Origin of the sequence: Kutzneria sp. NPDC051319 (genome assembly GCF_040682195.1) — a bacterium.
In the GTDB taxonomy this organism is placed as follows: Bacteria; Actinomycetota; Actinomycetes; order Mycobacteriales; family Pseudonocardiaceae; genus Kutzneria.
Window position 1 is genome coordinate 36,808 of sequence record NZ_JBFBAM010000020.1, and the last position, 25,534, is coordinate 62,341.

General features: G+C 70.2%; 29 protein-coding genes. 16 read left to right on the top strand and 13 right to left on the bottom strand.

The window, feature by feature from the left end; genetic code table 11:
* Positions 1-27 precede the first annotated feature (27 nt).
* From pstS to AB0M73_RS21695, 3 genes are all read right to left on the bottom strand, one after another.
* Positions 28-1,152, bottom strand: a complete 1,125-nt coding sequence (gene pstS / locus AB0M73_RS21685; protein ID WP_363893179.1) for a phosphate ABC transporter substrate-binding protein PstS — start codon at positions 1,150-1,152, stop codon at positions 28-30.
* Between the two features lie 223 nt (positions 1,153-1,375).
* A complete protein-coding gene (mshD, locus tag AB0M73_RS21690) occupies positions 1,376-2,257 on the bottom strand; it encodes a mycothiol synthase (RefSeq protein ID WP_363892998.1) in 882 nt (293 codons plus the stop codon).
* A gap of 18 nt (positions 2,258-2,275) precedes the next feature.
* Positions 2,276-3,040 (bottom strand): response regulator transcription factor, encoded by a 765-nt coding sequence (locus AB0M73_RS21695; RefSeq protein ID WP_043720978.1) that lies wholly within the window; start codon positions 3,038-3,040, stop codon positions 2,276-2,278.
* A gap of 174 nt (positions 3,041-3,214) precedes the next feature.
* Here AB0M73_RS21695 and AB0M73_RS21700 point away from each other — a divergent pair, with 174 nt between their 5' ends.
* From AB0M73_RS21700 to AB0M73_RS21745, 10 genes are all read left to right on the top strand, one after another.
* Complete coding sequence (locus tag AB0M73_RS21700) at positions 3,215-4,081, top strand: DUF2993 domain-containing protein (RefSeq protein ID WP_052395498.1); 867 nt, start codon at positions 3,215-3,217, stop codon at positions 4,079-4,081.
* Complete coding sequence (locus AB0M73_RS21705; RefSeq protein ID WP_363893001.1) at positions 4,078-4,497, top strand: thioredoxin family protein; 420 nt, start codon at positions 4,078-4,080, stop codon at positions 4,495-4,497. Before AB0M73_RS21700 ends, AB0M73_RS21705 begins: the two co-directional genes overlap by 4 nt.
* A 113-nt stretch (positions 4,498-4,610) precedes the next feature.
* Positions 4,611-4,685, top strand: a complete 75-nt coding sequence (locus AB0M73_RS21710; protein ID WP_363893182.1) for a putative leader peptide — start codon at positions 4,611-4,613, stop codon at positions 4,683-4,685.
* A 75-nt stretch (positions 4,686-4,760) separates the two neighbouring features.
* Positions 4,761-5,189, top strand: a complete 429-nt coding sequence (locus AB0M73_RS21715) for a DUF4395 domain-containing protein (RefSeq protein WP_363893003.1) — start codon at positions 4,761-4,763, stop codon at positions 5,187-5,189.
* A 34-nt stretch (positions 5,190-5,223) separates the two neighbouring features.
* Positions 5,224-6,060 (top strand): sulfurtransferase, encoded by an 837-nt coding sequence (locus AB0M73_RS21720; RefSeq protein ID WP_043720973.1) that lies wholly within the window; start codon positions 5,224-5,226, stop codon positions 6,058-6,060.
* Between the two features lie 11 nt (positions 6,061-6,071).
* A complete protein-coding gene (locus AB0M73_RS21725) occupies positions 6,072-6,383 on the top strand; it encodes a DUF1416 domain-containing protein (RefSeq protein WP_043720971.1) in 312 nt (103 codons plus the stop codon).
* A gap of 163 nt (positions 6,384-6,546) precedes the next feature.
* Positions 6,547-7,176 (top strand): FABP family protein, encoded by a 630-nt coding sequence (locus AB0M73_RS21730; protein WP_043720969.1) that lies wholly within the window; start codon positions 6,547-6,549, stop codon positions 7,174-7,176.
* A gap of 3 nt (positions 7,177-7,179) precedes the next feature.
* Positions 7,180-7,794 carry a 5-oxoprolinase subunit PxpB gene (gene pxpB, locus AB0M73_RS21735; protein WP_363893006.1) on the top strand — a complete coding sequence of 205 codons (615 nt, stop codon included), beginning with the start codon at positions 7,180-7,182 and terminating at the stop codon, positions 7,792-7,794.
* Positions 7,791-8,657 carry a biotin-dependent carboxyltransferase family protein gene (locus AB0M73_RS21740; RefSeq protein ID WP_363893008.1) on the top strand — a complete coding sequence of 289 codons (867 nt, stop codon included), beginning with the start codon at positions 7,791-7,793 and terminating at the stop codon, positions 8,655-8,657. Before pxpB ends, AB0M73_RS21740 begins: the two co-directional genes overlap by 4 nt.
* Before the next feature lie 61 nt (positions 8,658-8,718).
* A complete protein-coding gene (locus AB0M73_RS21745; protein ID WP_363893010.1) occupies positions 8,719-11,283 on the top strand; it encodes a glycosyl hydrolase family 18 protein in 2,565 nt (854 codons plus the stop codon).
* Between the two features lie 154 nt (positions 11,284-11,437).
* Here AB0M73_RS21745 and AB0M73_RS21750 read toward each other — a convergent pair whose 3' ends face one another.
* Positions 11,438-12,280 carry an aminodeoxychorismate lyase gene (locus tag AB0M73_RS21750; protein WP_363893012.1) on the bottom strand — a complete coding sequence of 281 codons (843 nt, stop codon included), beginning with the start codon at positions 12,278-12,280 and terminating at the stop codon, positions 11,438-11,440.
* Positions 12,281-12,336: 56 nt separating this feature from the next.
* Between AB0M73_RS21750 and AB0M73_RS21755 the strand changes: the two genes are divergently transcribed.
* The 4 genes from AB0M73_RS21755 (at position 12,337) to AB0M73_RS21770 (ending at position 15,477) form a co-directional block, all read left to right on the top strand.
* Positions 12,337-12,783, top strand: a complete 447-nt coding sequence (locus tag AB0M73_RS21755; protein WP_255360942.1) for a Fur family transcriptional regulator — start codon at positions 12,337-12,339, stop codon at positions 12,781-12,783.
* Entirely contained in the window at positions 12,780-13,787 is a 1,008-nt protein-coding gene (locus AB0M73_RS21760) for a folate-binding protein (RefSeq protein ID WP_363893015.1), read from the top strand. Before AB0M73_RS21755 ends, AB0M73_RS21760 begins: the two co-directional genes overlap by 4 nt.
* Before the next feature lie 210 nt (positions 13,788-13,997).
* Positions 13,998-14,852: a 3-keto-5-aminohexanoate cleavage protein gene (locus AB0M73_RS21765; protein ID WP_363893017.1), complete on the top strand. Its 855-nt coding sequence runs from the start codon at positions 13,998-14,000 to the stop codon at positions 14,850-14,852.
* A gap of 52 nt (positions 14,853-14,904) precedes the next feature.
* Positions 14,905-15,477: an aerial mycelium formation protein gene (locus AB0M73_RS21770; RefSeq protein WP_363893019.1), complete on the top strand. Its 573-nt coding sequence runs from the start codon at positions 14,905-14,907 to the stop codon at positions 15,475-15,477.
* A 57-nt stretch (positions 15,478-15,534) separates the two neighbouring features.
* On the opposite strand, the gene AB0M73_RS21775 is transcribed toward AB0M73_RS21770, so the two are convergent.
* Complete coding sequence (locus AB0M73_RS21775; protein ID WP_043720949.1) at positions 15,535-16,428, bottom strand: hypothetical protein; 894 nt, start codon at positions 16,426-16,428, stop codon at positions 15,535-15,537.
* 185 nt (positions 16,429-16,613) lie between these two features.
* Here AB0M73_RS21775 and AB0M73_RS21780 point away from each other — a divergent pair, with 185 nt between their 5' ends.
* Positions 16,614-16,802, top strand: coding sequence for a DUF3073 domain-containing protein (locus AB0M73_RS21780; protein WP_363893021.1), 189 nt, complete (start codon positions 16,614-16,616; stop codon positions 16,800-16,802).
* Between the two features lie 63 nt (positions 16,803-16,865).
* Here AB0M73_RS21780 and AB0M73_RS21785 read toward each other — a convergent pair whose 3' ends face one another.
* On the bottom strand, positions 16,866-17,291 hold the full coding sequence (locus AB0M73_RS21785; RefSeq protein ID WP_363893023.1) for a hypothetical protein: 426 nt from the start codon (positions 17,289-17,291) through the stop codon (positions 16,866-16,868).
* A 220-nt stretch (positions 17,292-17,511) separates the two neighbouring features.
* Between AB0M73_RS21785 and AB0M73_RS21790 the strand changes: the two genes are divergently transcribed.
* A complete protein-coding gene (locus AB0M73_RS21790; RefSeq protein WP_363893025.1) occupies positions 17,512-18,087 on the top strand; it encodes an RICIN domain-containing protein in 576 nt (191 codons plus the stop codon).
* A gap of 51 nt (positions 18,088-18,138) precedes the next feature.
* On the opposite strand, the gene iolD is transcribed toward AB0M73_RS21790, so the two are convergent.
* From iolD to AB0M73_RS21825, 7 genes are read right to left on the bottom strand one after another with little or no spacing between them, the layout of a single operon-like run.
* Entirely contained in the window at positions 18,139-19,986 is a 1,848-nt protein-coding gene (iolD, locus tag AB0M73_RS21795; RefSeq protein ID WP_363893027.1) for a 3D-(3,5/4)-trihydroxycyclohexane-1,2-dione acylhydrolase (decyclizing), read from the bottom strand.
* Positions 19,983-20,885, bottom strand: coding sequence for a 5-deoxy-glucuronate isomerase (iolB, locus tag AB0M73_RS21800; RefSeq protein WP_363893029.1), 903 nt, complete (start codon positions 20,883-20,885; stop codon positions 19,983-19,985). Before iolB ends, iolD begins: the two co-directional genes overlap by 4 nt.
* Positions 20,882-21,772: an aldolase gene (locus tag AB0M73_RS21805; protein WP_363893031.1), complete on the bottom strand. Its 891-nt coding sequence runs from the start codon at positions 21,770-21,772 to the stop codon at positions 20,882-20,884. The genes iolB and AB0M73_RS21805 overlap by 4 nt, the downstream gene beginning before the upstream one ends.
* Positions 21,762-22,709 carry a 5-dehydro-2-deoxygluconokinase gene (gene iolC, locus AB0M73_RS21810; RefSeq protein WP_363893033.1) on the bottom strand — a complete coding sequence of 316 codons (948 nt, stop codon included), beginning with the start codon at positions 22,707-22,709 and terminating at the stop codon, positions 21,762-21,764. The genes AB0M73_RS21805 and iolC overlap by 11 nt, the downstream gene beginning before the upstream one ends.
* Positions 22,706-23,485, bottom strand: coding sequence for an ATP-binding cassette domain-containing protein (locus AB0M73_RS21815; protein ID WP_363893035.1), 780 nt, complete (start codon positions 23,483-23,485; stop codon positions 22,706-22,708). Before AB0M73_RS21815 ends, iolC begins: the two co-directional genes overlap by 4 nt.
* Positions 23,482-24,528: an ABC transporter permease gene (locus tag AB0M73_RS21820; protein ID WP_043720932.1), complete on the bottom strand. Its 1,047-nt coding sequence runs from the start codon at positions 24,526-24,528 to the stop codon at positions 23,482-23,484. Before AB0M73_RS21820 ends, AB0M73_RS21815 begins: the two co-directional genes overlap by 4 nt.
* Positions 24,525-25,520, bottom strand: a complete 996-nt coding sequence (locus AB0M73_RS21825) for a sugar ABC transporter substrate-binding protein (protein ID WP_043720930.1) — start codon at positions 25,518-25,520, stop codon at positions 24,525-24,527. The genes AB0M73_RS21820 and AB0M73_RS21825 overlap by 4 nt, the downstream gene beginning before the upstream one ends.
* Positions 25,521-25,534: the final 14 nt, after the last annotated feature.

Genomic DNA, 25,534 nt, shown 5'->3' on the forward strand with positions numbered 1-25,534 from the left:
CGGGTGTCGCTCATCGGGGTACGGCGGTCAGCTGATGGCGTCGATGGCGGTGGTCAGCTTGGCCTTCAGCGAGTCGGGCAGCGGGGCATAGCCGTTGGTGGCGAGGTCGGCCTGGCCCGCGTTGATGGCCGTGCTCAGGAACGCCTTGACGGCCTTGCCGGTGGCCGGGTCCGCGTACTTGGAGCAGACGATCTCGTACGTGGCCAGCAGCAGCGGGTAGGCGCCGGCGGCGGTGCTCTTGTGGATCGAGCTCAGGTCGAGCGAGAGGTCGTTGCCGCTCGGGTTCTTGAACGCGGCGCTGGAGATGGCCTTGCCGACGCTGTCCGCGCTGACCTTGACCGGGGTGCCGCCCGCGGTGGTGACGATGGAGGCGATGTTGAGCTTGTTGGCCTGCGCGAAGGACCACTCGACGTAGGCGATGCCGCCGTCGGTCTGGCCGAGCGAGGTGGCCACGGCCGGGTTGCCGGACGCGCCGGAGCCCACGCCGCCGTTGAAGGTCTTGCCGGCGCCCTTGGTCCAGCCACCCGCGCTGGTCAGGTACTGCTGGAAGTTGTCCGTGGTGCCGGACTGGTCGGACCGGTAGACCACGCTGATGGCGGTGCTGGGCAGCGTCGCGCTCGGGTTGAGCTTCTTGATCGCGTCGTCGTTCCAGGTCTTGATCTCACCGTCGAAGATCTTCGACGCGGTGGCGGCGTCCAGGTTGAGGTCGGACACGCCCTTCACGTTGTAGACCAGGGTGATCGGGCCGAACACGACCGGGAGGTCCCAGGCCGGGCTGCCGCAGGAGGCGGCGGCCTTGTCCGGCTCGCCCTTCTTCGGGTCCAGGGCGGAGTCCGAGCCGGCGAAGTCGGTCTGCTTGCCGGTGAAGTCGGACACGCCGGCGCCGGAGCCGTTGGCCGTGTAGTTGACGTCGTTGCCGTCGCAGGCGTCGTTGTAGGCCTTGACGAACAGGTCCATCGCGTTCTTCTGCGCGGTGGAGCCGCTGGCCTTCAGCGTCTTCTTGCCCGAGCAGTCGACCTTGGGGGCCGCCGACGTGGAGCTGGTGTTCGAGGAGCCACCCGTCGCGGTGTTGGTGTTGTTGTCGCTGCCACAGGCGGTGAGCAGGAGGGCGCCTGCCGCCATGATGCCCAGCGCGACGCCGTGCCGCTTCATGTTCACCTGGATCCTCCGTTTGGAGACTCGACTTCGAGCGCGACGGGTCCCGCCGCTCGTGTGCCGACCGTAGGCAGCCAGGGTGGACGTCAGACCGTGAGTGAATGAACGGAAAGTGAACAGGACACACGATGTGACGACAACTACTCCATAGGGGTGGTATCGCGACCGCAGCGTGACCCTGTCGATGAGAGTTCGTGACGCAGTGCAGCGTAACGCCGGATCAGCTCCCGTACTGCACGTCCGCGTCCCACACAGTGAAGCCGAGCTTGCTGTAGACCGCCACTGCCGGCGCGTTGTCGGACTCGACATAGAGCATCACGCTGCGTAGTCCCGCCGCCCGCAGGTGCTCCATCCCGATGACGGTGAGCGCCTTGCCGAGGCCGCCGCCCTGCGCGTCGGGGTCGACACCGACCACGTAGACCTCGCCGATGGCCTCCGGAGGCCCCGGGTGAACTTTCGTCCAGTGGAATCCGAGCAGCCGGTCGGAAGCGTCGACGGCGAGGAAGAACCCGGCCGGATCGAACCAGCTCTCCTGCTCCGTGGACACCAGTTCCTCGACCGTCAGCGCCCCCTGCTCGGGGTGCCAGGAGAAGGCCTTTCGGTTGACGGCGATGACCGCCGCCTCGTCCTGCCCGGGAACGAAGGTGCGGACGCGGACGCCTTCGCGCAGCCGCGCTTCGGGCACGTCGCCGGTCATCCACCGCATCCGGCGCATCTCGCGCACCCGCTTCAGGCCCAGCTCGGCGGCGATCGCGGCCGCGGCGGGGTGGTCCCCGTGCGACCACAGCCGCGGCTCGCGATCGCCGGCCAGCGCCAGCAGCTGCCGCACGAGCCGCGTGCCGACGCCGCGGTCACGGGCGGCGGGATGCACCAGCGCCTCGCCGACCGGGTGGCCGTTGGAATCGCCGTCGGTGTCGAGGTGGGCGTAGCCGACCACGCGCCCGTTGTCCTCGGCGAGCACGTGGGTGCCCGGCTTCGCGACGAACGAGGGCAGTTCGCCCGCGCCCTCGCGGTTGTCGGCGAGGCGAGCCGCCTCGAAGATGCCGGCCACCGCGTCCACTTCGACGGCGGTCAGCCGGTCCCGCCCAGTCAGCTCAGCCACGTCGACCGACGCTAGCGGTCAGCGGAACTGGTTGGCCAGCGCACGGAAGGCGTCGGACTCCGAATCGTCGTGCGTGTCGTGGTCGACGTGGCTGGCGGCGCGGGCGCCGGGCCGCGACGGCCGGACGAACTTGTAGCCGACGTTGCGCACGGTGCCGATCATCAGCTCGTGCTCGGGGCCGAGCTTGGCCCGCAGCCGCCGGACGTGCACGTCGACCGTGCGGGTGCCGCCGAAGAAGTCGTAGCCCCAGACCTCCTGCAGCAGCTGGGCCCGGGTGAACACCCGGCCCGCGTGCTGGGCGAGGTACTTGAGCAGCTCGAACTCCTTGTAGGTGAGCTCGAGCGGCCGGCCCTTGAGGCGGGCGGTGTAGGTCGCGTCGTCGATGAGCAGCTCGCCGAGCTGGATCGCGCCGGCGTTGCCGGACTGCTCCGGCTTGCGGCGGGAGCTGACCAGCCGGAGCCGGGCGTCGACCTCGGCCGGCCCGGAGTTGGGCAGCAGGATCTCGTCGACGCCCCAGTCGGCGGTGACGGCGACCAGGCCACCTTCGGTGACGATCGCCACAACCGGCACCTCGATGCCGCTGCTGGACAGCAGCCGGCACAGCGACCGGGCGCCGGCCAGGTCGCCGCGGGCGTCCACCAGGACGGCGTCGTGTGGCCCGGCCTCGAGCAGCGCCGACACCTCCGGCGCCAGCGGCCGCACGACGTGCGGAAGCAGGGAAAGCGCGGGCAGAACCGACGACGGGTCGGGATCCCCGGTCAACAGCAGCAGATCGACACCCATGGGCAAGCCGCCTCCTCTCGCGCCGCGACCCGGCCACCAGTGGGCGGGACAGCGGCGTACGGTGGCCAGGCCCCGTTGCCTGCGGATGTCCGGGAGAATACCTGTCGTGACCAGCCCCTCGGCCGGCCGAAACACGCGCGTCACACGAATTAACACGGGTGGGGAGATTTGCCGATGACCACAGCGACCCGGCCGCGCCGCGGCCGCCGGTGGAAGGTGCTGGTCGCCGTCCTGCTGGTGCTGGCCGCGCTGCTGGTGGCGGCCGACTTCACCTTCGCGGCCATCGGCGAGTACCAGGTGTCCAAGAAGATGCGCACGGAGCTGAAGCTGGCCGACGACCCGTCGGTGACCATCCACGGCTTCCCGTTCATGCTGCAGGCGGCCCGCGGCGACTACCAGGACATCGAGATCGAGGCCAACGGCATCCCGATCGGCGACACGCTGCGCGACCTCCAGGTCAAGGCCCATCTCTACGACGTGAAGGTGCCGCTGTCCGAGCTGGTCTCCGGCTCGGCCCACTCGGTGCTGATCAGCCAGGTCGAGGGCCAGGTCCAGATCACCGCGGCCGACGTGAACCGGGCGTTCAACGCCACCGACGTGGGCCAGGCGCTGGGTGTCTCCAACCTGACCGTGGGCCCGACCTCGCCGGACACGCTCTACGACACCCCGACGCCAACGCCGACGCCCACCCCCACGACCAGCCCGTACACCGACACCAGCGTGGGCGTGCGGCTGTCGTTCAACGTCACCGTGGCCGGCCACCCGCTGAAGATCAACGCCTTCGGACTGCTCGGCCTGTCCGGCACGAAGATCCAGGTCCAGCCGACCCGGCTGGAATTGGTGGACGGGGTCACGGCGTTGAAGGTTCCGGAGGCCTTTCAGCAGCCGATCGTGGCGGCGCTGTCCACCGAGCTGGACCTGGGCAAGGCGCTGCCGTTCACGGTGGTGCCGACCAAGGTCGGCGTGGACAACAACGCGTTCACGGTCAGCGGCAAGGCCACGAACGTGCAGCTGGGCAGCGGGAGGAGCGGACTGGGATGACCGGCGTGTGGGTGGTGCTGGCGGTGCTGGCGGCCGCCACCGTGCTGGGTTTCCTGCTCCGCGGACGGGACGGGCGAGTGCGCCGCAGCAAGCCGGCAGCTGACCTTCCGGCGCAGGTCAGGGACCTGATCGACCCGGCGTCCCCGGTGACGCTGGTGCAGCTGTCGACCACGTTCTGCGCCCCCTGCCGGCACACCCGCGTGATCCTGTCCGACCTCGCGTCCAGGACCGACGGCCTTGAGCACCGTGAGCTCGACCTGACGGACATGCCCGAGGTCGCCACCTCGCTGAAGGTGCTGCGCACGCCCACGACCGTCGCCTACGCGCCGGACGGGGCCGAGCTGTTGCGGGTGGGCGGCGTGCCCCGGCGCGACGTGCTCGTCGAGGCCCTGCGCCCCCATCTGGCACGACCGTGAGCACCCTCACCGTGACCGATTGGCTCGGCCGACCGAGCTTTATCGATTCACCAATCATTCCATCTGGTGGACAGCCCTCCCACCAGGAGGGAGCAGCGGGTAGTCTCCGCCGTATGGCCCAGCTGCTGACGAAGCGACGCGCGGTGGATCTCTGCCGCGTGCGCAGCAGCCTGTGTCGGCCTTTCTGACCGGACGTCCGAGGCCCTACGCCTGACGTCCGCTGGATCCTCATGCCCAGAGGTCCCCCGGTCAGGAGGTCTTTCGTGTCCGCATCCCAGATCGATCCCCGAGGTCCGCGCTTCGGCGCCTGGATCACGACGGTCGTGCTGGCGGTCGTGCTGGCCACCGGTTGGTGGCCGCTGCTCGCGGCGCAGACCGTCGTGTTCGCCATCGGCGGCTTCCTCGGACTCCAGCACGCCCCGTACGGCCTGCTCTACCGGCGCTTCGTCGCACCGCGGCTGGGCCCGACCGACGAGCGCGAGGACGCGGCCCCGCCGCAGTTCGCGCAGACGGTCGGCTTCGCCTTCGCCCTGGTCGGCACGGTCGGCTACCTGTCCGGGCTGACCGTCCTCGGCACCGTGGCCACCGCGCTCGCGCTGGTCGCGGCCTTCCTCAACGCGGCCTTCGCCTTCTGCCTTGGCTGCGAGATGTACCTGATCATCCGCCGGTTCGCGCCGGCCACCGGCAAGTGACACCCCATCCCCAATCCGGCGAAGGAGCCGATCGATGAGTCGCGAGAACGTGCTGGTCTCGGCGCAGTGGGCCGAGGACAACCTCGACACCGCGGGCGTGGTTTTTGTCGAGGTGGACGAGGACACCAGCGCCTACGACGGCGGCCACATCCCCGGCGCCGTCAAGATCGACTGGAAGACCGACCTCCAGGACCAGGTCCGCCGGGACTTCGTGGACCGCGCCGGCTTCGAGGCGCTGCTCTCGGCCCGCGGCATCGGCAACGACGACCAGGTCGTGCTGTACGGCGGCAACAACAACTGGTTCGCGGCCTACGCGTACTGGTACTTCAAGCTCTACGGCCACGACAAGGTGGCGCTGCTCGACGGCGGCCGTAAGAAGTGGGAGCTGGACGGGCGCCCGCTGGTCAAGGACGTGGTGAGCCGCCCGGCCACCGAGTACAAGGCCCAGGAGCAGGACCTGACGCTGCGCGCCTTCCGCCAGGAGGTCGTAGACGCGATCAACGTCAAGAACCTGGTCGACGTGCGCTCCCCCGACGAGTTCAGCGGCAAGCTGCTCGCCCCCGCCCACCTGCCGCAGGAGCAGGCCCAGCGGGCCGGCCACATCCCCAGCGCGATCAACGTGCCGTGGAGCAAGGCCGCGAACGAGGACGGCACCTTCCGCTCCGACGCCGAGCTGGCCGAGATCTACGGCGAGGCCGGCCTGGACGGCGGCAAGTCCACCATCGCCTACTGCCGCATCGGCGAGCGCTCCTCGCACACCTGGTTCGTGCTGCGCGAGCTGCTCGGCCACACGGACGTGAAGAACTACGACGGCTCCTGGACCGAATACGGCTCGCTGGTCGGCGTGCCGGTCGCACTCGGCAGTGAATGAGAGGGACTGACATGACCGCAGCAGGGTGTGGCGCTCCGGAGCAGGGCACGGCGCTTCCGGCCAACATCGACCCGGGCAAGGAGGTCGTGCTGTCCGGCACGGTCTCCGCGGCCGGCCAGCCGGTCGGCGGGGCCTTCGTGCGCCTGCTGGACTCCTCCGGCGAGTTCACCGCCGAGGTCGTCTCCTCCGAGCAGGGCGACTTCCGCTTCTTCGCGGCGCCGGGCGCCTGGACGGTGCGCGCGCTGCACCGCAGCGGCACCGGCGAGACGCAGGTGACGGCCGACGGCCCCGGCCTGCACCAGCTCCAGGTCGCAGTGGCCTGAATAACGGCTGTATGGAGGCCCCAGTCACTGCTGGCTGGGGCCTTCAGCCGTATTCTGGGCCCGTGGAACTCTTCTTCACGATCCTCATGGTGCTGGTCTGCATCGCCATCGCGTGGTTCTCCGTGTACGTGGTGTACCGCCTGCTGCAGGACCACCGCTGACCATGACGGGACCACAGTTCGGCAGCGGCGATGCCGCGGTCCACGCCGCCGACCAGCGCGCGGAGTCCACGCGCGACCGCAACCTGCCCCAGTTCGACGATCTCCCGATCCCGGGTGACACCGCGAACCTGCGGCTGGGCCCCAACCTCAACGACGCCTGCCTGGCGCTGCTGCCGCTGGTCGGCGTGTGGCGCGGCGAGGGCCAGGTCGTCTACCCGACGATCGACGGCCCGTTCCGGTTCGGCCAGCAGATCACCTTCGCCCACGACGGCCGCCCGTTCCTCACCTACGAGGCCCGGTCCTGGCTGCTCGACGAGGACGACAACGTGATCCGGCCGGCCGCCCGCGAGTCGGGCTTCTGGCGTCCGCAGGCCGACGACACCATCGAGGTGCTGGTCACCCACGCCACCGGGGTCGTCGAGATCTACTACGGCACGCCGCTCACCCAGACCTCCTGGGAGATGGCCACCGACATCGTGATGCGGACCTCGACGGCCAAGGAGGTCGTCGCGGCCAAGCGCCTGTACGGGCTGGTCAACAACGGCGACCTGGCCTACGTGGAGGAGCGGGCGATGGTCGGCGAGGCGCTGCAGCCGCACGTCTCGGCGCAGCTCGTCCGCGTCGTCGGCTGACCCGTGCTCCTGCGGCGGTGCGGCCGGCACGCGATGCTGGTCGAGCTGGACTCGCTGGCCGAGGTGGAGGCGCTGCACGGCGCCCTGCTGGTCGCGGACCTGCCCGATGTCGTCGAGCTCGTGCCCGCCGCCACCACCGTGCTGATCGCCGTTCGCCCCGGTTCTGACGGGCTGAACCGGGCTCGCGCCGTCGTCGAGGCGGCCGATCTGTCGCACCCGCCTGATCGCACGCCGCGGCAGGTTCGGCTGCCGATCGTCTACGACGGCCCCGATCTTGCGTTGGTGGCCTCGACCGCTCGGTTGAGCGTCGACGAGGTCGTCGCGCTGCACAGCGGCGCGGAGTACACGGTGGCGTTCTGCGGTTTCGCGCCCGGCTTCGGCTACCTGGTCGGGCTGCCGGAACCGTTGCGGCAGGCCAGGTTGGACAATCCCCGGACCAAGGTGCCGGCCGGATCCGTCGGCATCGCCGGGGAATTCACAGGCGCGTATCCCACGGCCTCGCCCGGCGGCTGGCGGCTGATCGGCCGCACCAGCGCGATTCTCTTCGACGCCAAGCGAACCCCGGACCCGGCGCTGCTCGCGCCCGGCGATCACGTCCGGTTCGAGGTGGCGTCGTGAGCCGCTCGCTGACCGTGGTCCGGGTCGGCCCGCAGACGTTGATCCAGGATCTCGGCCGGCCCGGCAACGCGCATCTGGGCGTGCCGCCGTCGGGGGCGTTGGACGTGCCGGCGCTGACGCTGGCCAACCGGCTCGTGGGCAATCCCGAGTCGGCGGCCGGGATCGAGGCCCTGCTGGGCCGGATCCAGTTGCGCGCCAACTGTTCCTGCACCGTCGCCGTCACCGGGCCCGGCGTGCTGGTCTCCGTCGGCGATCACCTCGTCGACTCCCACGCCCCGGTGCATCTGCGGGCGGGCGACGTGCTGTGCCTCGGCGCGCCTGTCGGCGGACTTCGTTGCTACGTCGCGGTTTCCGGAGGCATCGACGTGCCGTTGCAGCTTTCCAGCCGGGCCACGGACATTCTCTCCGGCATCGGGCCGGATCCCCTGCGGCCCAACGACGTTCTGCCGCTCGGTTCGGTTGACGGCCTGCCGGAGGGCGCGGATGTGCTGTCGCCGTCGGTCGCGCCGGCCGAGCTGGTCGTGCCGGTGCTGCTCGGTCCCCGTGAGGACTGGTTCGACGACCCCCACGGGCAGCTGGCCGCCGGCCGGTGGACGGTTTCCCAGCAGAGCAACCGGGTCGGGCTGCGGTTGGACGGCACTGCCCTGCGCCGCGCCGCCGCGTTCGAGACGCGGGAGCTGCCGAGCGAAGGCGTGGTGACCGGATCGGTTCAGGTGCCGGCCAACGGCCGGCCGGTGCTGTTCCTGGCCGATCATCCCGTCACGGGCGGCTATCCGGTGATCGGCGTAGTGACCGCCGAGGCCCTGCCCCTGTTGGCGCAGGCCCGGCCGGGAACACCCGTTCGGCTGCACCCGCTCCGTTGACGCAGTGGTCTAGGCCACTTTACTGTTCAGAACGGGCCGCCGCCTGGACCGTAGGAGCACCATGCGCAAGCTTGCACTGCTCTCGGCAACCCTGCTGACGTTAGGCGCCACCGTCGCGCTCGCCCCACAGGCGGCCGCGACCACCGGCCTCACCGCCACGTTCACGGCATCGGCGGGCGGCGGCAAGTACGTCGTGGCCAACTCGACGGCCGCGGCCATCACCGGCTGGTCGATCGCCTTCGACCTGCCCGCCGGCGTCACCGCGAGCAATCCGCAGAACGGCACCCTCACCCAGTCCGGCACCCACGTGACGGCCACGCCGGCGTACTACATCAACACCGTTGCCGCCCATGGCAACACCGAGCCGTACAGCCTGTCCTTCTCCCTCAGTTCGGCAGCCACGCCCGCCGCGTGCCTGCTCAACGGGGTCAACTGCGACGGGTCGGGCGGAACGACCCCGCCGCCGTCGGCCGCCGTGACCGCGCAGTACTCGCAGGCCGGGTCGACCGGAAAGTACGTGGTGGCCAACAACTCCGACACCGACCTGAAGTCGTGGTCGCTGACCTTCGACCTGCCCAGCGGCACCACGGTCAGCAATGGCCAGAACGGCACCGTGACGCAGACCGGCACCCATGTGGTGGCCACCCCGGCCTACTACAACACGGTGGTGAAGGCCCATGGCAGCACCGAGCCGTACAGCCTGACGTTCACGGTCAGCGGTTCGGGCAGCCCACAGAAATGCCGGGTCAACGACCTGAAGTGCGACGGATCCGCCGACGCGCCACCGAGTGCGCCCACGAACCTGCACGCCACGGCCAAGACCACCAAGACTGTGCTGCTGGCCTGGAATGCCGCCACCGCAGGGGATCTGCCCATCGCCGGTTATGACGTGTACAACGGATCCACGCTGGCCGCGTCGGTCACCGGCACGTCAACGGCGATCGCCGGCCTGACGCCGAAGACGTCGTACACCTTCACCGTCAAGGCCAAGGACGCTCATGGCACGTCCTCGGCGGCCAGCGCGCCGGTCACCGTGACGACCAACGACCCGTCGGCCGACACCCAGGCTCCTTCTGCCCCAACGAACCTGGCCGTCACTGGCAAGGATTCCGTGACGATCTCGCTGAGCTGGTCGTCGTCCACCGACAACACCGGCGTGGTGTCGTACGACGTGTTCAACGGATCTGCCGTCGCCACAACGGTCACCGGCACGTCAGCGACCGTGACCGGCCTCAGTCCGTCCACTCAGTACACGTTCACGGTTCGCGCCCGTGACGGCTACGACAACGTGTCCGCGGCCAGCAGTGCCGTCACCGCAACGACTTCCGACGTCATCGGCAGCGGCTACGCCAAGGTCGGCTACTTCGTGCAGTGGGGCATCTACGGCCGCCAGTACTTCGTCAAGAACCTGGTGACCACCGGTGCGGCCGCGAAGCTGACGCATCTGCTGTACGCGTTCGAGAACATCGACCCCGTGAATCTGACCTGCCTGTCCGGCGTCACCCGTGGCACCACCGCCGATCCCGAGGACCCCAACCAGGGTGACGGGGCCGGCGACGCCGACGCCGACTACGGCCGTCCGTTCGCCGCGGCCCAGGCCGTCAACGGCGTCGCCGACGACGGTTTCGCGCCGCTGCGCGGAAACCTCAACCAGCTCAAGGAACTCAAGGCGCTCTACCCCAACATGAAGATCCTGGTCTCCATCGGCGGCTGGACGTACTCGAAGTACTTCTCCGACGTGGCCAAGACCGACGCGTCGCGCAAGAAGTTCGTCGCCTCGTGCCTGGACACCTGGATCAAGGGCAACCTGCCGCAGACCGAGGGCGCCGGCGGCGCGGGCGTGGCGGCCGGCATCTTCGACGGCATCGACATCGACTGGGAGTGGCCCGGCGACGCCAACGGCCACCCCGGCAATCACTACAGCCCGTCCGACAAGGCCAACCTGACCGCGCTGCTGGCCGAGTTCCGCGCCGAGCTGGACGCGTTGGGCGCCGCGAACGGCAAGCGGTATCAGCTGTCCGCGTTCACCCCCGCCGACCCGGCCAAGGTCAGCGAGGGCTGGGACCTGCCGCAGACCGGCAAGTCACTGGACATGTTCAACGTGCAGGGCTACGACTTCCACGGTTCCGGCAGCGACAACTCGTGGGAGCCCAACCAGACCGGCGACCAGGCCAACCTGTACCCGGCGTCGAACGACCCGTATTCGTTCCACTTCAGCGTGGACGGGGCCGTGCAGACCTATCTCGCGGCCGGGGTCAATCCACGCAAGATGACCGTGGGAATCCCGTTCTACGGCCGAGGTTGGCAGGGCGTCATCGACGGTGGCGCCCATGGCGAATGGCAGGCCGCACATGGTGCCGCGACGGGACAGTTCCCCGAGGAGGCCGGAACCCGGGGCTACAGCAACCTGATCAGCTCCGTGCCCGGCATGACCGTCTATCACAACACCCAGGCCGTTGCCACGTATGGATATGACGGCAACCAGTGGTGGTCGTTCGACGACACCTGGTCCATCGCGCAGAAGATGGCCTACATCAAGAGCAAGGGCCTGCTCGGCGCGATGATCTGGGAGATGTCCGGCGACACCGGCACCCTGATGTCCGCAGTGGACACTGGCCTCAGGTAGTTCTTGTGGTCGGGCCGGCGGCACGAACCGCGGGTTCGCGCCGGTGCCTGGACCGCGGGCTCAGCTCGATCGAGTCTGTCCATCGATCGAGCTGAGCCAAGGGAAGGCGCCGGATCAGAGCGAACCCGCCCCGCGCGGAACGTGCGGCGAAGGCTCAGTACTCGGACTCGTAGAGGGCGGTCAGCTCGCGCAGCAGCGCCGAGGAGTCCTTGAGCTGGTGGCCGTCCAGGGTGTGGATGCGGGTCACGCAGCGGACGCTGGACACCAGGAACAGGCCCTCGGCCTCGACCAGGTCGGCGGCCGGGATGGGCTCCACCTTGATCGACCAGCTGGCCCGCTCGGCCGCGCGGAACAGCGCCGCCTGGGTCGTGCCCGGCAGGATGCCGATCGTCGAGGGCGGCGTCACCAGCGTGCGGTCGCGGACCAGGACCAGCGTCGAGGTCGGGCCCTCCAGCACCGAGCCGTCGGCCGCCGTGAAGATCACGTCGTCCGCGCCTTCGCGGGCGGCGTAGCGGCCGGCCGCCATGTTCACCGCGTACGACAGCGACTTGGCCCCCAGCAGCAGCCATGGGGCCCGCTGGGCCAGGCCCGGCTCGAAGCCGCGCTCCAGCGTCACCGCCGCGATGCCCTCGGCCCGCTGCTTGAGCACCTTGTCGGCGATCGGCAGGCCCATCGCGAACGCCGTCGGCGTGCCGTCGCCGTACTCGTTGCCGCGGGTCAGGATCAGCTTGAGCGCCATGTCCTTGCCGCCGGACCAGTTGTTGATCACGGCGTCGACCGCCCGCTCCCAGCCCGCCCGGTCGGGCTCAGGCAGTTCGAGCATGGCCGCCGAGCGGTCCAGCCGGTCCAGGTGCGGAGCCAGCTCCCTCGGTTTGCCGTCGACCACCAGGATCGTCTCGAACACACCGTCGCCGCGGAGCAACCCCAGGTCGTCCACCCGCAGCAGCGGGGCCTCGGGATCCGCGGTCGTTCCGTCCAGGAAGGCCAGCACGCGCATGGGCCGAGCCTACTCAGCCCGCCGCGTCCGGTTCTGCGACGTCCTATCCTGGGGGAGTGGAGACCGTGAGCCCCGAGGAGGCCGCGCGGCTGCGCCGCACGTTGCACGAGCGTGGGCTGCGGATGACCCCTCAGCGTCAGTTGGTGCTGGACGCCGTCCGCGAGCTCGAGCACGCCACGCCCGAGCAGATCTGCCAGCGGGTGCAACGCGTCACGCCGACCGTGAACATCACCACCGTCTACCGGACCCTTGAGCTGTTGGAGAAGCTCAGCCTGGTCCGGCACACCCATCTCGGCCACGGAGCGCCGTCCTACTCCGTCGAGGAGCACGAGCACGTGCACCTCGTGTGCCACAGCTGTGGGCAGGTCGACGAGGTGCCGTGTGACCTGTTGGACGACCTCGCCGCTCGGCTCAGCCGTGGCCGTGGCTTCCAGCTCGACGCCAGCCACCTCGCGTTGTCGGGCATCTGCCGCAACTGTTCCGCTTCTGAGGAGACCCCTTGACCGCCGTTGATGCCCCCGCCGGTTCCGTCGACGCCGGCGTGCCGTGGCACTACGGCGACCCCTTCGCCGAGCAGCGCGTCGCCGCCCGGTCGGCGGCCGTGGTCGACCGCTCCAACCGTGAGGTCATCGCCGTGCCCGGCGAGGACCGCCTGACCTGGCTGCACAACCTCACCAGCCAGCACGTGCTCAACCTCCGTGACGGCGAGACCACCGAGCTGCTGGTGCTCGACATCCAGGGCCGGGTCGAGCACCACGCCGTGCTCACCGACTTCGAGGGCACCGCCTGGCTGGACGTCGAGCCCGGCACCGGCAAGGCCCTGCTGGCCTACCTGGAGTCGATGCGGTTCTGGTCCAAGGTCGAGCCCCGGGACGCCACCGCCGAGATCGCCGTTCTGTCGGTGGTCGGTCCTCAGACGCCGTCCCTGGTCACCTTCGGCGGCCTGGTCCGCCCCATGCCGTGGGGCGCCGACCTGCTCGTTCCGCGCGAGTCGAAGGACGCCGAGTTCACCCGATTGGTTGACGCCGGGGCCCGCCCCGCCGGCTCGCTGGCCTTCGAGGCCCTGCGTGTCGAGCTGCTGCGCCCCCGGCTCGGCGTCGACACCGACGACCGCACCATCCCGCACGAGGCCCGCTGGATCGGCACCGCCGTGCACCTCAACAAGGGCTGCTACCGGGGCCAGGAGACCGTCTCCAAGGTCGAGAACGTCGGCCGCCCGCCCCGCCGCCTGCTCCTGCTGCACCTCGACGGCTCCCTCGACGCCCTGCCCGAGACCGGCGATCCCGTCACCCTGGACGGCAAGGTCGTCGGCCGCGTCGGCACCGCCGTCCGCCACCACGAGCTCGGCCCCATCGCCCTGGCCCTGATCAAGCGCTCGGTCCCCCTCGACGCCGTGCTGGCCGCCGGCCCCGCCGAGGAGCCCATCGCCGCCTCCATCGACCCCGACTCGGTGCCCCCGGACAACGCCGCCCTCGGCCGCGAAGCCGTCCGCAACCTGGGCCGCTAACCCCTTGTCCACACCCCCCGACTTATCCACATCTCGATCTTCCTACCCCCTCGGCGACCCCTTGCTTCGATAGGCTGGCGTCGGGGTCGCCCCCCGGGTTGGGCGGGGGACTGTGTCCACCGGGGCGGGCAAAGCTGTTGATTTTATGCAGAAATTGGGGTTGGGCGGGAAATCTTCCGTCCAGAGCCGATGCCGTGCGAGGATCGGCGCATGTCAGCGTCGACGCAGCGCCCTGGTTCGCACGGCACGCTCATCACGGTGGCCCCGACGGGGGCGGAGCACGCCAAGGCGGACGTGCCGAACCTGCCGGTGACCCTGGACGAGCTGGTGAGCACGGCCAGGGACTGCGAGCGGGTGGGGGCGTCGATGATCCACGTCCACATCCGGGGCACGGACGCGAAGCCGACGCTGGACCTGGGTCTGCTGAAGGCGACGGTGGCGGCGCTGCGGGCGGAGACGGACCTCGTGGTGCAGCTGTCGACGGGCGGCGCGGTGACGGATCCGGAGGAAAACCGGCTGCGGGTGCTGGAGGCGGGCCCGGACTCGGCCTCCTGCACGATGGGCACGGTCAACTTCGGCGACGACGTCTTCATGAACCGCTGGGAGTTCGTGGTCGAGCTGCACAAGCGGATGCGGGACCGGGGCATCGTGCCGGAGTACGAGATCTTCGACCTGGGCCAGCTGACGAGCCTGCGCCGGCTGCTGGACCAGCACGGCCTGCCGGCGGGTGGGCACGTGCACGTGGACCTGGTGATGGGGGTGCCGGGAGGCATGCCGGGGGACACGGAGACGCTGGCGGCGGCGCTGAGGGTGATCCCGGAGGGCGCGACGTTCTCGGCCACCGGGATCGGGCGCTCCGCCATACCGGTGATGTTCGCGGCGCTCTCGGCGGGCGGTCACCTGCGTGTCGGGATGGAGGACACGATCTCCTACGCACGGGGCGAGCGGGTCCGCGACAACGCTCAGCTGGTGGCCAGGGCCAGTGGCCTCGCCCGGATAGCCCAGCGGCCGCCGCTGCCGGCGGACGAGGTCCGAAAGCTGCTCGGAGTGCAACGGTCCGGTTGAAACCGACTCCTAGGTGTTGGCGGGTGACGCCCACGTGCTTCAGGATGGCGGTGTGATCGAGGTCCGTCCTGGCGGGCGGCGGCGAATCGACCGGGTGCTCGCTCCGGACTACACGGCCGGTGTCGAGCAGCGTCCGCTCGATGAGGTCCGCGCGCTGCGCGATGAGACGGCGCAGGAGGAGACCGACCTGTCCTACCTGCGTCGGCTGCTCCACGCCCGAATCGACATCGTGAAGGCGGAGCAGCAACGCAGAGTCGAGGGCGGCGGCGCCTCCGTGGTGGACCGCCTGGTCTCGATCCTGTCCGAGAACGCCGTCGGTCCGGCGACCGGTCTCGGCCGCTATCAGACGATGGAGCCGTCACGGGCGGAGGCGCACCGTCGGCACGTCGAGGCGCTGGTCTCCGACGTGGACCTGTCGGACGTGGCGTCGCTGACCGACGAGAAGCTGGACCAGGCCCGGCAGGCCTTCGTGGCCGAGGAGGCCTCGGTCTCGGCCCGCCGCCGCGAGGTGCAGATCGTGATGGACAAGCTCAACGCCGAGATCGCCGGTCGCTACCAGCGGGGCAGCGCCTCGGTGGACGAGCTGCTGGCCAACGAGCGCACCCGCACCGATCCGACGGCGTGAAGGCGTCCTTCCTACACTCCGAGTGGAGGAATGGTCCCTTCCGAACTTGACTTGGGGTCAGCCCAGGCGTTCCTTGCCGGCGAGCTCGCCCCAGAAGTCACGGAGCTGCTCGTAGCGGGAGGCGACGGCGTCGGCGTCGCCGGACTCCATGGCGTCGACGATGGCGTGCACGTCCTGAGCCGAGGTGTCCTCGAGCAGCTCCTGGTCGTCGAGCAGCTGGACGAGGCCGCCGTAGTCGAGCTCGACGGCCGAGTGCGGGTGGAAGTGCTCCAGCCAACGGCCGGTGTCCTTGAGGACCCGGGCCGGGCCGTTCTCGCCGAGCGACTCCCGGACCACGGAGTGGGCCCGCGCCACCCGGCGGCGGGCGTCGGCCATGGCGATCCGCCACGCGACCTGCCGTTCGCCGTCCTCGCGGGGCGCCAGGATGATGTGCCGGCTGTCCGGGTCGACGAGGGAGAACCACGGCAGCGGCACGGTCCACGTGGTGGACACCACATGCACCGCGCCCCCGTGCAGCTCGGCCATGACGGCGCCGGCCCGGGTGCGGGCGATGTCGGCCGGGATGGTCAGGGCAGCGGCCTTCAGCACGCCGGAAGAGGTGCTCAGGAAGCCCACCAGCGCCGCCGCGGAGCGGGGCCGCATGTCCAGCGGGCAGACGAGTGGCCCAGGGCCCACGGTGGCGCTCTCGCTGGTCGGCACCTCGGCCGGATCCAGCACCAGCACGTCGACCGGGGCGTTGGGGGCGGGGCGGCCGTCGGACAGCTCGCCGGGCAGCAGCCGCGGCGGCGTGGCCAGCTGTGATCGGAGCCACAGTTCGCGCTCCCGGTCGCCGGCCTCCGCTCGGCTCAGCGGGCCGTCGGTGACGGCCTGACGCAGCCGGTCGGCCAACGGAGCGTCGAAGGCCGACAACGGTTCGTACACTCGCAGGTAAGCGGAGAACGGGCGGGGCACACCGGAATCGTGCCACGATCGGCGGCCCGACCGGGCGTCGTCGGGGTGTCGCGCGGTCCACAGGCAAGCCGCGTCGCACCGAACCCCGTCGACACGGTACGGTAGTTACCAGGAACCAGTTGTCGTGACGAGTGGGGCCGCCGATTCCCCCGGCCGCCCCCGTCCCTGTGCGAGGGGGTCGAGCCATGGGGCGCGGCCGAGCGAAGGCCAAGCAAACGAAGGTGGCCCGAGAGCTCAAGTACAGCTCCCACAACACGGACTTCGACGCGCTGCAGCGTGAGCTGTCGGGCGGCGAGCAGTCCACTGTGGGTCCGCCGGACGATGAGCCTACGGACGACCCGTACGACGACGATTACGACGACTACCGTCGTTGACGCGTCTGCGACATGGCGAGGGTTGGGCTGCCGGGTGACCGGCCGCCCAGCCCTCCGTTTTGCCTACCCGTCAACCCGGTAGTCACCGATCCGACAGGACCAGTGACCCGGGTCGTTCGGGCATACCCACATCGCGGCGTCCCGCACCTCGGGCACCAGCGGATGCTCGTGCCCCGGGCACGGCGGCAGCGGGCGGCCGTACTCCTCGATGAACACGTCCTGGAGCCGCTCGGCCAGGTTCCGCCGCAGCTGCTCGACGCCGGCATTCAGCATGCGCACCGGCAGTCCGAAGGCGGCCCGGCGCACGTGGTCGAACCACACCGTGCAGGCCAGCAGCGGCCGGTCCGCGGGATCGCCGATCTCCACCCTCAGCTCCGGATGCAGCCGGGGCAGCGCCGCCGCGAGGTCGTCAGCGATCTGGGCGACGAGGCGGCGGAAGCCGTCGGGGAAGTGGTCGGGGCAGCGGACCGGGACACGCGAGGGGTGCATCGCCGCCGACGATAGCGGCAGTTGATCAGCGCCGCCGGGGTTCCGGCCGCTCGTCAGCGGATCGGGTCAACCCGGGGCCGCATTGATAAATAGTTCACGGCGATCATGCTCGTTGTTAGCTTGGTAATCGAACGACCGAAACCACAACTAATCAAAACCGGCGCCACTACATCTGGCTGTGCACATCGAACTGTTTCCTCGAACGAGGGAGTTTCTCGTGATGCACAGAAAGCTGATGGCCGCCGCGGCCATCGCGATCACACTCATCGCCACCGTCCTGACCTCGCAGGCCGACGCCGCCCCGGCCGCGCCAGGCGGGCTGGTGCCGCTGAAGGCCGCGGCCACGGGCGTGCGGCCGCATTCGACGGCCGCCGCGTGGATCCGGATCCACAGCCTGTACGGCAACAAGGGCCAATGCCTCGACGCCGATGCCACCAACGGCGGAAACGGCACCCGAGTCCAGGTGTGGGCCTGCAACGGGTCGAGCCAGCAGGCCTGGTATTCGACCGACGACGGATTCCTCATCAACGGCCGATTCCAGACCATGTGCCTGGACGCCGACCTCAACGGCGGCGGCAACAACGGCACGGTGTTGCAACTCTGGCAGTGCAACAGCACCAGCCAGCAGCAGTGGTGGACCCGCGCCAACGACCTGGCGATCTACAACGGGCGGTTCCTGAACAACTTCAACACCTGCGTCGACCGGGACACCAACGGGCCGGACAACGGGGCCCGGGCCCAGCTGTGGCAGAAGAACTTCCAGCCGCAGCAGTGGTGGGAGATCTTGGCGGCGTGACCTGACAGCGGCGGCCCCGCTCCCCCCGACCGGGAGCGGGGCCGTCCGCGGTCACGGCTGGTGCAGGTAGCGGACCTGGTGGGTCCTGGCCTCGTCGAGCTCGGCCCGGGCGGCCAGCACCTCGGGGCGGTGCGAGGACTGCGGGACGCCGACCTCCCACCAGGCACCGGCCTCGGTCCACGAGGAGGGGTGGGTGCGCACGGTCACAACGGCGACCTTGCCCTCGGCCGCCGCCGAGCGGGCGGCTGCGTACTGGGCGGCGAAGGAACCGCCGTCGGCCGGGAAGACGGCGCAGCCCAGGGCCCGAGCGTGGGCGGCGAAGTCGACCCGCGGCGGCTCCGGCAGGGAGGTCCGGCAGTCGGCGTACATGTTGTTGTAGCCGGCGGCCCCTTGCCCCGTTTGGAGGCGGTGGATCACCGCGTAGCCGTCGTTGTCGCACACCACGGCGACGAAGCCGTGCCCGGCGAAGGCGGCGCTGAACAGCTCGGAGTTGAGCATCAGGTAGGAACCGTCACCCAACAGGGTGGTGACGACGCCCTCGGGACGGGCCATGGCCGCGCCCCACGCGCCGGCGATCTCGTAGCCCATGCAGGAGAAGCCGTACTCGACGTCCATGGTCGCCAGCCCGGACGCCCGCCAGCCGCCGATGAGCTCGCCCGGCAGGCCGCCGGAGGCGGTCATCACGTAGTCGGCCGGCCCGGACTGGTCGTTGACCATGCCGACGACCTGGGCATACGTGAGCTCCTCGGTGGGAGCCCGCAGCTTGTCGATGTGGGCGTCCCAGCCCGCCCGGGCGGTCTGCGCGCGGGCGGTCCACTCGGCCGGCGCCTGCCAGCTGTCGAGCCCGACGAAGTTGGCCAGGGTGGCCCGGGCGTCGCCGACCAGCGCCAGGCCACCGTGCTTCACGGCGTCGAAACGGGCGGCGTTGATGCTCACCAGCCGGACGTCCGGGGAGAAGACCGACCACGAGGCGGTGGTGAAGTCCTGGAGCCGGGTGCCGACGGCGATGACCAGGTCGGCCTCGGCGGCCAGCTCGTTGCCGGAGGTGGAGCCGGTGACGCCGAGCGGACCGGCGTGCAGGGGGTGGTCGTGGGGGACCACGGTCCGGCCGGCGGTGGTCTCGGTGATGGGGATGCCGTGCCGCTCGGCGAAGCCGATGGCGTACTCGGCGGCCCCGGAGTACCGGACACCGCCGCCGATCACCAGCAGGGGCCGCACGGACTCCTTGATGATCGAGGCGGCGTTGACGACCGACCGGGTGTCGGGCTGCGGGCGCAGCACCCGGTGCACCACCGGCTCGAACAGCGAGTCGGGGAAGTCGAAGACCTCGGCCTGCACGTCCTGAGGCAGCGCCAGGGTCACGGGACCGCAGTCGGCCGGGTCGGTGAGAACCCGCGCGACCTGTGGCAACGCGCCCAGCAACTGCTCGGGGCGGGTGATGCGGTCGAAGTACCGGCTGACGGCCCGGAAGGCGTCGTTGACCGTGGCGGTGCCGTCGTGGAAGGGCTCGATCTGTTGCAACACCGGGTCGGGGGCGCGGCTGGTGAAGGTGTCGCCGGGCAGCAGGAGCAGCGGCAGCCGGTTGGCGTGCGCGACACCGGCGGCGGTCACCAGGTTCAGGGCGCCGGGACCGATGGAAGTCGTGGCCACGCCGACCTGCCGGCGGTCGGTGGCCTTGGCGTAGCCGACGGCGGCCAGGGCCATGCCCTGCTCGTTGTGCCCGCGCCACACCGGAAGCTCGTCGCGGTGCTCCTCAAGGGCGGTGCCGAGTCCGAGCACGTTGCCGTGCCCGAAAATCGCGAACACACCGGGGAACAGCGGGGCCTCGGTGAGGTCGTGCAGCTCCGTGCGCTGGGCGATCATCCAGCGGACCAGGGCCTGGGCGGTGGTCAGCCTCATCGGACGCGTCCCTTCGCGGAGGTCCCAGATGCAGATGTCATTGGGCAGCGGGGGTCGAGCGGCATCGTGGCCCACGTGTCGCGCACCCAGCCGTGGGCGGGATCGTCGCAGAAGGCCATGGAACGGTCGTCGGCCGGCCCGGCCAGCACGTTCAGGTAGTACATCGGATAGCCCGGCGCGGCCACGCACGGACCGTGATAACCGCGCGGGACAAGGAAAACATCGCCGTCGCGGACGGCAACGTCCTCGTCGATCTCGCCGTCGGCGGTGTAGGTGCGGTGCAGGCCGAAGCCCTCCCGCGAGGTGTTCACGCCGTCCCGGCCGGCAATACGGAAGTAGTAGATCTCCTCGTTGACGACCTCGCACTCGGACGCCTCGTCGTGCTTGTGCGGCGGGTACGAGGACCAGTTGCCGTCGGGCGTGATCAGCTCGCAGGCGTTGAGCTTGTCGGCGTGGTCCCACACGCCGGGCACGCCGAAGTTGGTGACCTGCCGGGTCGCGTTGCCGGCGCCGCGCGCCTCGACCGGAACGTCCTCGGCCGGCCCGTACCTGGGCTCAAGCCGCCGGGTGCAGCGGGCCATCGGCAGCGCCACTTCCACACCGTCCCGAGTGGACAACGTGACGGTGGCATCCCTTGGCACGTAGGCGAAGTCGGTGACCCGGGTGAACACGGAGTCCCGGCCTTCCAGCTCGAAGCGCTGGCCGTCGACCTCGACCACGCAGCCGCCGGCCAGTGGCAGCACGAACGCCTCGAACTCGCCGGTCTCGATCACACGGGAGGTGCCCGGGTGCAGCAGCAGCACCCGAAGGCCGGTGTACGCCCAGCCGGCGTCCTCCGGCGCGAGCCGAACCGGGTCCTCGCCGTCCGAGAGCGTCCCCAGTGGACGGTGCAGACTCACGACGCGGCCTCCAAAACCTTTGCGGCGGCTTGCACGGCGGCAGCGACATCGCCGTCGGGCGGATACAACAGGGCGCGACCGATCACCAAACCTCGAACCACGGGATGCGTCAGGGCATTGCCCCAGGCCGCGAGGTCGTCGGCCGGGTTGCCGGACGGCACGCCGCCGAGCACGACCACCGGCAACGTGGTGGTGTCCAACACCTTCAGGTCCGACGGCGCCGGCAGCTTCAGCCAGGTGTACGCCGAGGTGACGCCCAGCGCCGACGCCACCGTGACGGCACGGGCCAGCGACGCGGCATCCTTCTGCAGCACCAGTTTCCCGTCGGCGTCCCGGGTGTACGGCAGCGGCTCGACCATGGCCATCAGCCCCTGCCCGGCCAGGTCCGTCACCGCGTCGGCGCAGCCCTGCAAGGTGGGAATGGTGCCGGCGTCGGAGTCCACGATGCGCAGCAGCATCTTGCCGCCGTCCAGCCGACAGTCCGAAATGGACTGACCGTCGTAGCCGGTGAAGCGGTCCTCGATCTCCCAGTCGGCGCCGGCGAGGCCGCCGCGGTTCATCGAGCCGATGACGATCTTGTCGTGCAGCGCGTCGAGCAGCAGCAGCTCCTCGACGATGTCCGGGGTGGCCAGCAGGCCGTCCACCGCGGGATTGGCCAGCGCCGTGAGCAGCCGGTCCAGCAGCTCACGGCGGTCGGACATGGCCAGCGGATCGCCACCGACACCCAGCGCCCCTCGTGCCGGGTGATCGGCGGCGACCAGGAACAGCGTTCCCGTGCCGGACAGCAGTGCGGGACGGCGCCGCCGCGTCGCGTAGGCGACCGCCACCGCATGCGGGTCGGTCGCCCTGGTGTGCAGCAGGCCGGCCCACTGCTGGTCAGTCAACAAGGGAAAGCAACTCCTCGATCTCGCCCGGGTCGGGCATGGCGTCGGCGCAGGCCAGCCGCGAGGCCACGATCGCACCGGCGGCGTTGGCGTGCCGGGCGATCGTCACCGGGTCCCAGCCGGCCAGCAGACCGTTGATCACCGAGCCGCCGAACGCGTCGCCGGCCCCCAGCCCGCACACCACCTCGACCCGTTGCGGCGTCACGGTTTCGCGCCCCGAAGGCGTGGCGACGAGCACGCCGTCCGCGCCCTTCTTCACCAGGGCAAGGGAAATCCCCCTGGCCAGCAGCCGGTCCGCGGCCTCGTCCGGGTCGGACGTGCCCACCGCCACCTCGACCTCGGCCCGGTTGCCGACGGCCACCGTGACGTGGTCGAGCATCCAGCCGATCTCGGCTCGTGCGGTGTCCACATCGGACCAGAACATCGGGCGGTAATCCAGATCCAGCACGGTGTGCCCGCTCTTGGCCCGACGCTCAAGGATCTTGCGCTGGGTGGAGCGGGCCGGCTCACGGCACACGCCGGTGCCCGTGACCCACAGCAGCGGCACGTCCTCGACGACGTCCCACGGCACATCGTCCTCGGTCAGCGTGAGGTCCGGCGCGACCGGCAGCCGGTAGAACAGCAGCGGCGGATCGGCCGGCGGGTTCAGCTCGCAGAACACCACCGGCGTCAGCAGGTCCGGCGCGGTGCCGACGAACTCCGGCGACACGCCGAAGCCCGTCAGCGCCTTGCGGACGTACTCGCCGAAACCGTCCGGGCCGACCTTGGTCAGCACGGCCGTGCGCCGGCCGAGCCGGGCGGCGGCCACCGCGACATTGGTGGCCGTGCCGCCCAGGGACTTGGCGAAGGTGCTCACGTCGGCGAGCGGCACGCCGCTCTGCTCCGGGTACAGGTCGACCCCGACCCGGCCGATCGTGAGCGCCTCCAGTTGCCGATTCATTGGGCCGCACCACGGAGTTCGTGCTGAAGCGCCTCCAGCTCCGCGCCACCGGCCATCTGCCTGGTCAACTCCTCCAGGCTGATGTCCTTCTTGTCGACGGACCCCAGGCTGCGGCCCCGCTTGAGCAGCAGGAACCGGTTGCCCACCGGGTAGGCGTGGTGCGGGTTGTGCGTGATCAGCACGACGCCGAGGCCGCGGTCGCGGGCCTGGGCGACGTACTTGAGCACCACGCCGGCCTGCTTCACGCCCAGCGCCGCGGTCGGCTCGTCCAGGATGAGCACCTTGGCGCCGAAGTGCACCGCGCGGGCGATGGCCACGCACTGCCGCTCGCCGCCGGACAGCGTGCCCACCGGCTGCTCCGCGTCCCGCAGGTCGATGCCCATGTCGGCCAGCGCCCACCGGGTCTCGTCCTTGGCCTTGCGCCGGTCGAGCACCCGGAACGGGCCGAACCCCTTCGTCGGCTCGGAGCCGAGGAAGAAGTTGCGCCACACCGACATCAGCGGCACCACGGCCAGATCCTGGTACACGGTGGCGATACCGCGGTCCAGGGCCTCGCGCGGCGAGGACAGCCGCACCGGCTCGCCGTCGACCAGGAACTGGCCGGCGTCGTGCTGGTGCAGCCCGGCCAGGATCTTGATCAGCGTGGACTTGCCGGCGCCGTTGTCGCCGAGCACGCAGGTGACCTCGCCCGCGTTGACCACGGTGGACACATCGCGCAGCGCGATCACGCTGCCGTACGTCTTGCCGACGTCGCGGACCTCGAGCAGTGCACTCATCGCCGCGCCCTTTCCGCCCTGGCCCGGAAGCCGTTGTTCACCAGCACCGCGGCCAGCAGCATGATGCCGAGGAACAGCTTGAACCAGTCGCTGTTCCAGTGCGCGTAGACGATGCCCTGGTTGGCCATGCCGAAGATCAGCGCGCCGATGGCGGCGCCGATCGCCGAGCCGAAGCCGCCGGTCAGCAGGCAGCCGCCGATGACCGCCGCGATGATGTACTCGAACTCCAGGCCGATGCCCTGGTTGGCCTGCACGGTGGTGAACCGCAGGATGTTGATCGTGCCGACCAGCCAGGCCGCGCCCGCGGTGGTCATGAACAGCAGGATCTTGCTGCGGCCCACCGGCACGCCGACCGCGCGGGAGCTGGCCGCGGAGCCGCCGACGGCGAAGATCCAGTTGCCGAAGCGGGTCCGCACCAGCAGCCAGGCGGCCAGCGCCGTCACCACGACCCACCACACGATGGAGATCGGGAACGGCGAGCCGCCCAGCGTGAAGGTGGAGGCGAACAGGTAGCCGGCCGAGGCGTAGCCCGGCGCGGTGGCGATGCCCGACACCTGGACGGTGCCGGTCACCAGCGTGGTCACGCCGAGATTGATGCCCTGCAACGCGAAGAAGGTGCCCAGCGTGACGATGAAGCTGGGCAGCTTCGTGCGCATCACCAGCCAGCCGTTGAACGCGCCGACGGCCAGCGCGAACACCAGCGACACCACGATGGCCAGCCACACGTTCACGCCCAGCTTGACCGAGAGCATGGCCGTCACCAACGAGGTGGAGGCGGTCATGACGCCGGCCGACAGGTCGAACTCGCCGCCGATCATCAGCAGCGCCACGGCGACCGAGACGATGCCGATGGTGGCCGAGGTGTCCATCCACGTGGAGATGCCGGCCAGCGTGACGAACTGGCTGGTGATCACCGTGAAGAAGACGAACACCACCAGCGCGCCGATCAGCGCGCCGATCTCCGGCCGGACGGCCAGTCGGGTGAGCAGGCCGGGACTGGCGATGCGCTCGTCGGTCGTCAGCGTGCCCGAGAAATCACTCATCGGGTGCCCCGTGACGCGTACTGCGCGACCTTGTCCACATTGGACTTGTCCACGAAGCCGGGGCCGGTGAGCACGGGCTGGCCGCCGCCGACGGTGTTGGCGTTGTCGCGGTACAGCTTGAGCATCACGATCGGCAGGTAGCCCTGCTCGTACTGCTGCTGGTCGACCGCGAAGGCGATCTGGCCGGCCTTGATGGCGCTGACCACGTCCGAGTTGAGGTCGAAGGTGGCGACGGTGGCCTTGGAGTTGGCCTCCTTGGCCGCGTTCACCGCGGACAGCGCGATCTGCGGGTTGAGGGTGAGCACCGCGTCGATCGAGGAGTCGGTCTGCAGCGCGCCCTTGATCTTGGCCTCGACGTCGGTCGGGTTGTTGATGTCGACCTGGAGGTTGGTGGTCTTGCCGAAGCCCTGCTTGGCGCCGTCGCAACGCTGCGACAGGCCGATGTTGCCGGCCTCGTGGATCACGCACAGCAGGTTGGTCTTGCCGGTCGCCTTGAGCTTGGCCCCGGCCTGCTGGCCGGCGATGCCCTCGTCCTGGCCGACGTGGGCCAGGGCCCCGAAGGCGGCGCTCTGCGACTGGCCGGAGTTGATGGTGATGACCGGGATGCCGGCCTTGACCGCGGCCTGGATGGAGGTCTTGAGCGCGTCCGGGTTGGCCATGGACACCACGAGGCCGTCGACGTGCTGAGCGACCGCGTTGTCGATCAACTTCGACTGCGCCCCAGGATCGCCGTCGGAGTTGTAGGTGACGTTCACGCCGAGCTGCTTGCCCGCGTCGGTGGCGCCGTTCTTCACGACGTTCCAGAACGAGTCACCGGCCGAGCCGTGCGTGACCACCGCGACGTTCATCGGGCCGCCGCTGGTGGCGGAGCCGTTCGCCGGGGCCGAGCCGCCGCTCGAAGACGAGGCGGGCCCACTGCACGCGGCCAGCGCGATCGCGCCGGCCGCGGCCGCCATGCCAAGCAGGATCCTCTTGGACTTCTTGGACAACATTGTCGCTCCTGGGG

What these genes read in the sequence shown, in the direction of transcription:
- AB0M73_RS21790 (WP_363893025.1), top strand. Translation starts at nt 17,512, where the DNA reads ATGCACAGAAAGCTGATGGCCGCCGCGGCCATCGCGATCACACTCATC.
- AB0M73_RS21700 (WP_052395498.1), top strand. Translation starts at nt 3,215, where the DNA reads ATGACCACAGCGACCCGGCCGCGCCGCGGCCGCCGGTGGAAGGTGCTG.
- iolD (WP_363893027.1), bottom strand. Translation starts at nt 19,986, where the DNA reads ATGAGGCTGACCACCGCCCAGGCCCTGGTCCGCTGGATGATCGCCCAG.
- AB0M73_RS21720 (WP_043720973.1), top strand. Translation starts at nt 5,224, where the DNA reads ATGAGTCGCGAGAACGTGCTGGTCTCGGCGCAGTGGGCCGAGGACAAC.
- AB0M73_RS21765 (WP_363893017.1), top strand. Translation starts at nt 13,998, where the DNA reads ATGTCAGCGTCGACGCAGCGCCCTGGTTCGCACGGCACGCTCATCACG.
- AB0M73_RS21730 (WP_043720969.1), top strand. Translation starts at nt 6,547, where the DNA reads ATGACGGGACCACAGTTCGGCAGCGGCGATGCCGCGGTCCACGCCGCC.
- AB0M73_RS21820 (WP_043720932.1), bottom strand. Translation starts at nt 24,528, where the DNA reads ATGAGTGATTTCTCGGGCACGCTGACGACCGACGAGCGCATCGCCAGT.
- AB0M73_RS21825 (WP_043720930.1), bottom strand. Translation starts at nt 25,520, where the DNA reads ATGTTGTCCAAGAAGTCCAAGAGGATCCTGCTTGGCATGGCGGCCGCG.
- pstS (WP_363893179.1), bottom strand. Translation starts at nt 1,152, where the DNA reads ATGAAGCGGCACGGCGTCGCGCTGGGCATCATGGCGGCAGGCGCCCTC.
- AB0M73_RS21745 (WP_363893010.1), top strand. Translation starts at nt 8,719, where the DNA reads ATGCGCAAGCTTGCACTGCTCTCGGCAACCCTGCTGACGTTAGGCGCC.
- AB0M73_RS21780 (WP_363893021.1), top strand. Translation starts at nt 16,614, where the DNA reads ATGGGGCGCGGCCGAGCGAAGGCCAAGCAAACGAAGGTGGCCCGAGAG.
- AB0M73_RS21785 (WP_363893023.1), bottom strand. Translation starts at nt 17,291, where the DNA reads ATGCACCCCTCGCGTGTCCCGGTCCGCTGCCCCGACCACTTCCCCGAC.
- AB0M73_RS21815 (WP_363893035.1), bottom strand. Translation starts at nt 23,485, where the DNA reads ATGAGTGCACTGCTCGAGGTCCGCGACGTCGGCAAGACGTACGGCAGC.
- AB0M73_RS21725 (WP_043720971.1), top strand. Translation starts at nt 6,072, where the DNA reads ATGACCGCAGCAGGGTGTGGCGCTCCGGAGCAGGGCACGGCGCTTCCG.
- AB0M73_RS21750 (WP_363893012.1), bottom strand. Translation starts at nt 12,280, where the DNA reads ATGCGCGTGCTGGCCTTCCTGGACGGAACGACCGCGGATCCCGAGGCC.
- iolC (WP_363893033.1), bottom strand. Translation starts at nt 22,709, where the DNA reads ATGAATCGGCAACTGGAGGCGCTCACGATCGGCCGGGTCGGGGTCGAC.
- AB0M73_RS21695 (WP_043720978.1), bottom strand. Translation starts at nt 3,040, where the DNA reads ATGGGTGTCGATCTGCTGCTGTTGACCGGGGATCCCGACCCGTCGTCG.
- AB0M73_RS21705 (WP_363893001.1), top strand. Translation starts at nt 4,078, where the DNA reads ATGACCGGCGTGTGGGTGGTGCTGGCGGTGCTGGCGGCCGCCACCGTG.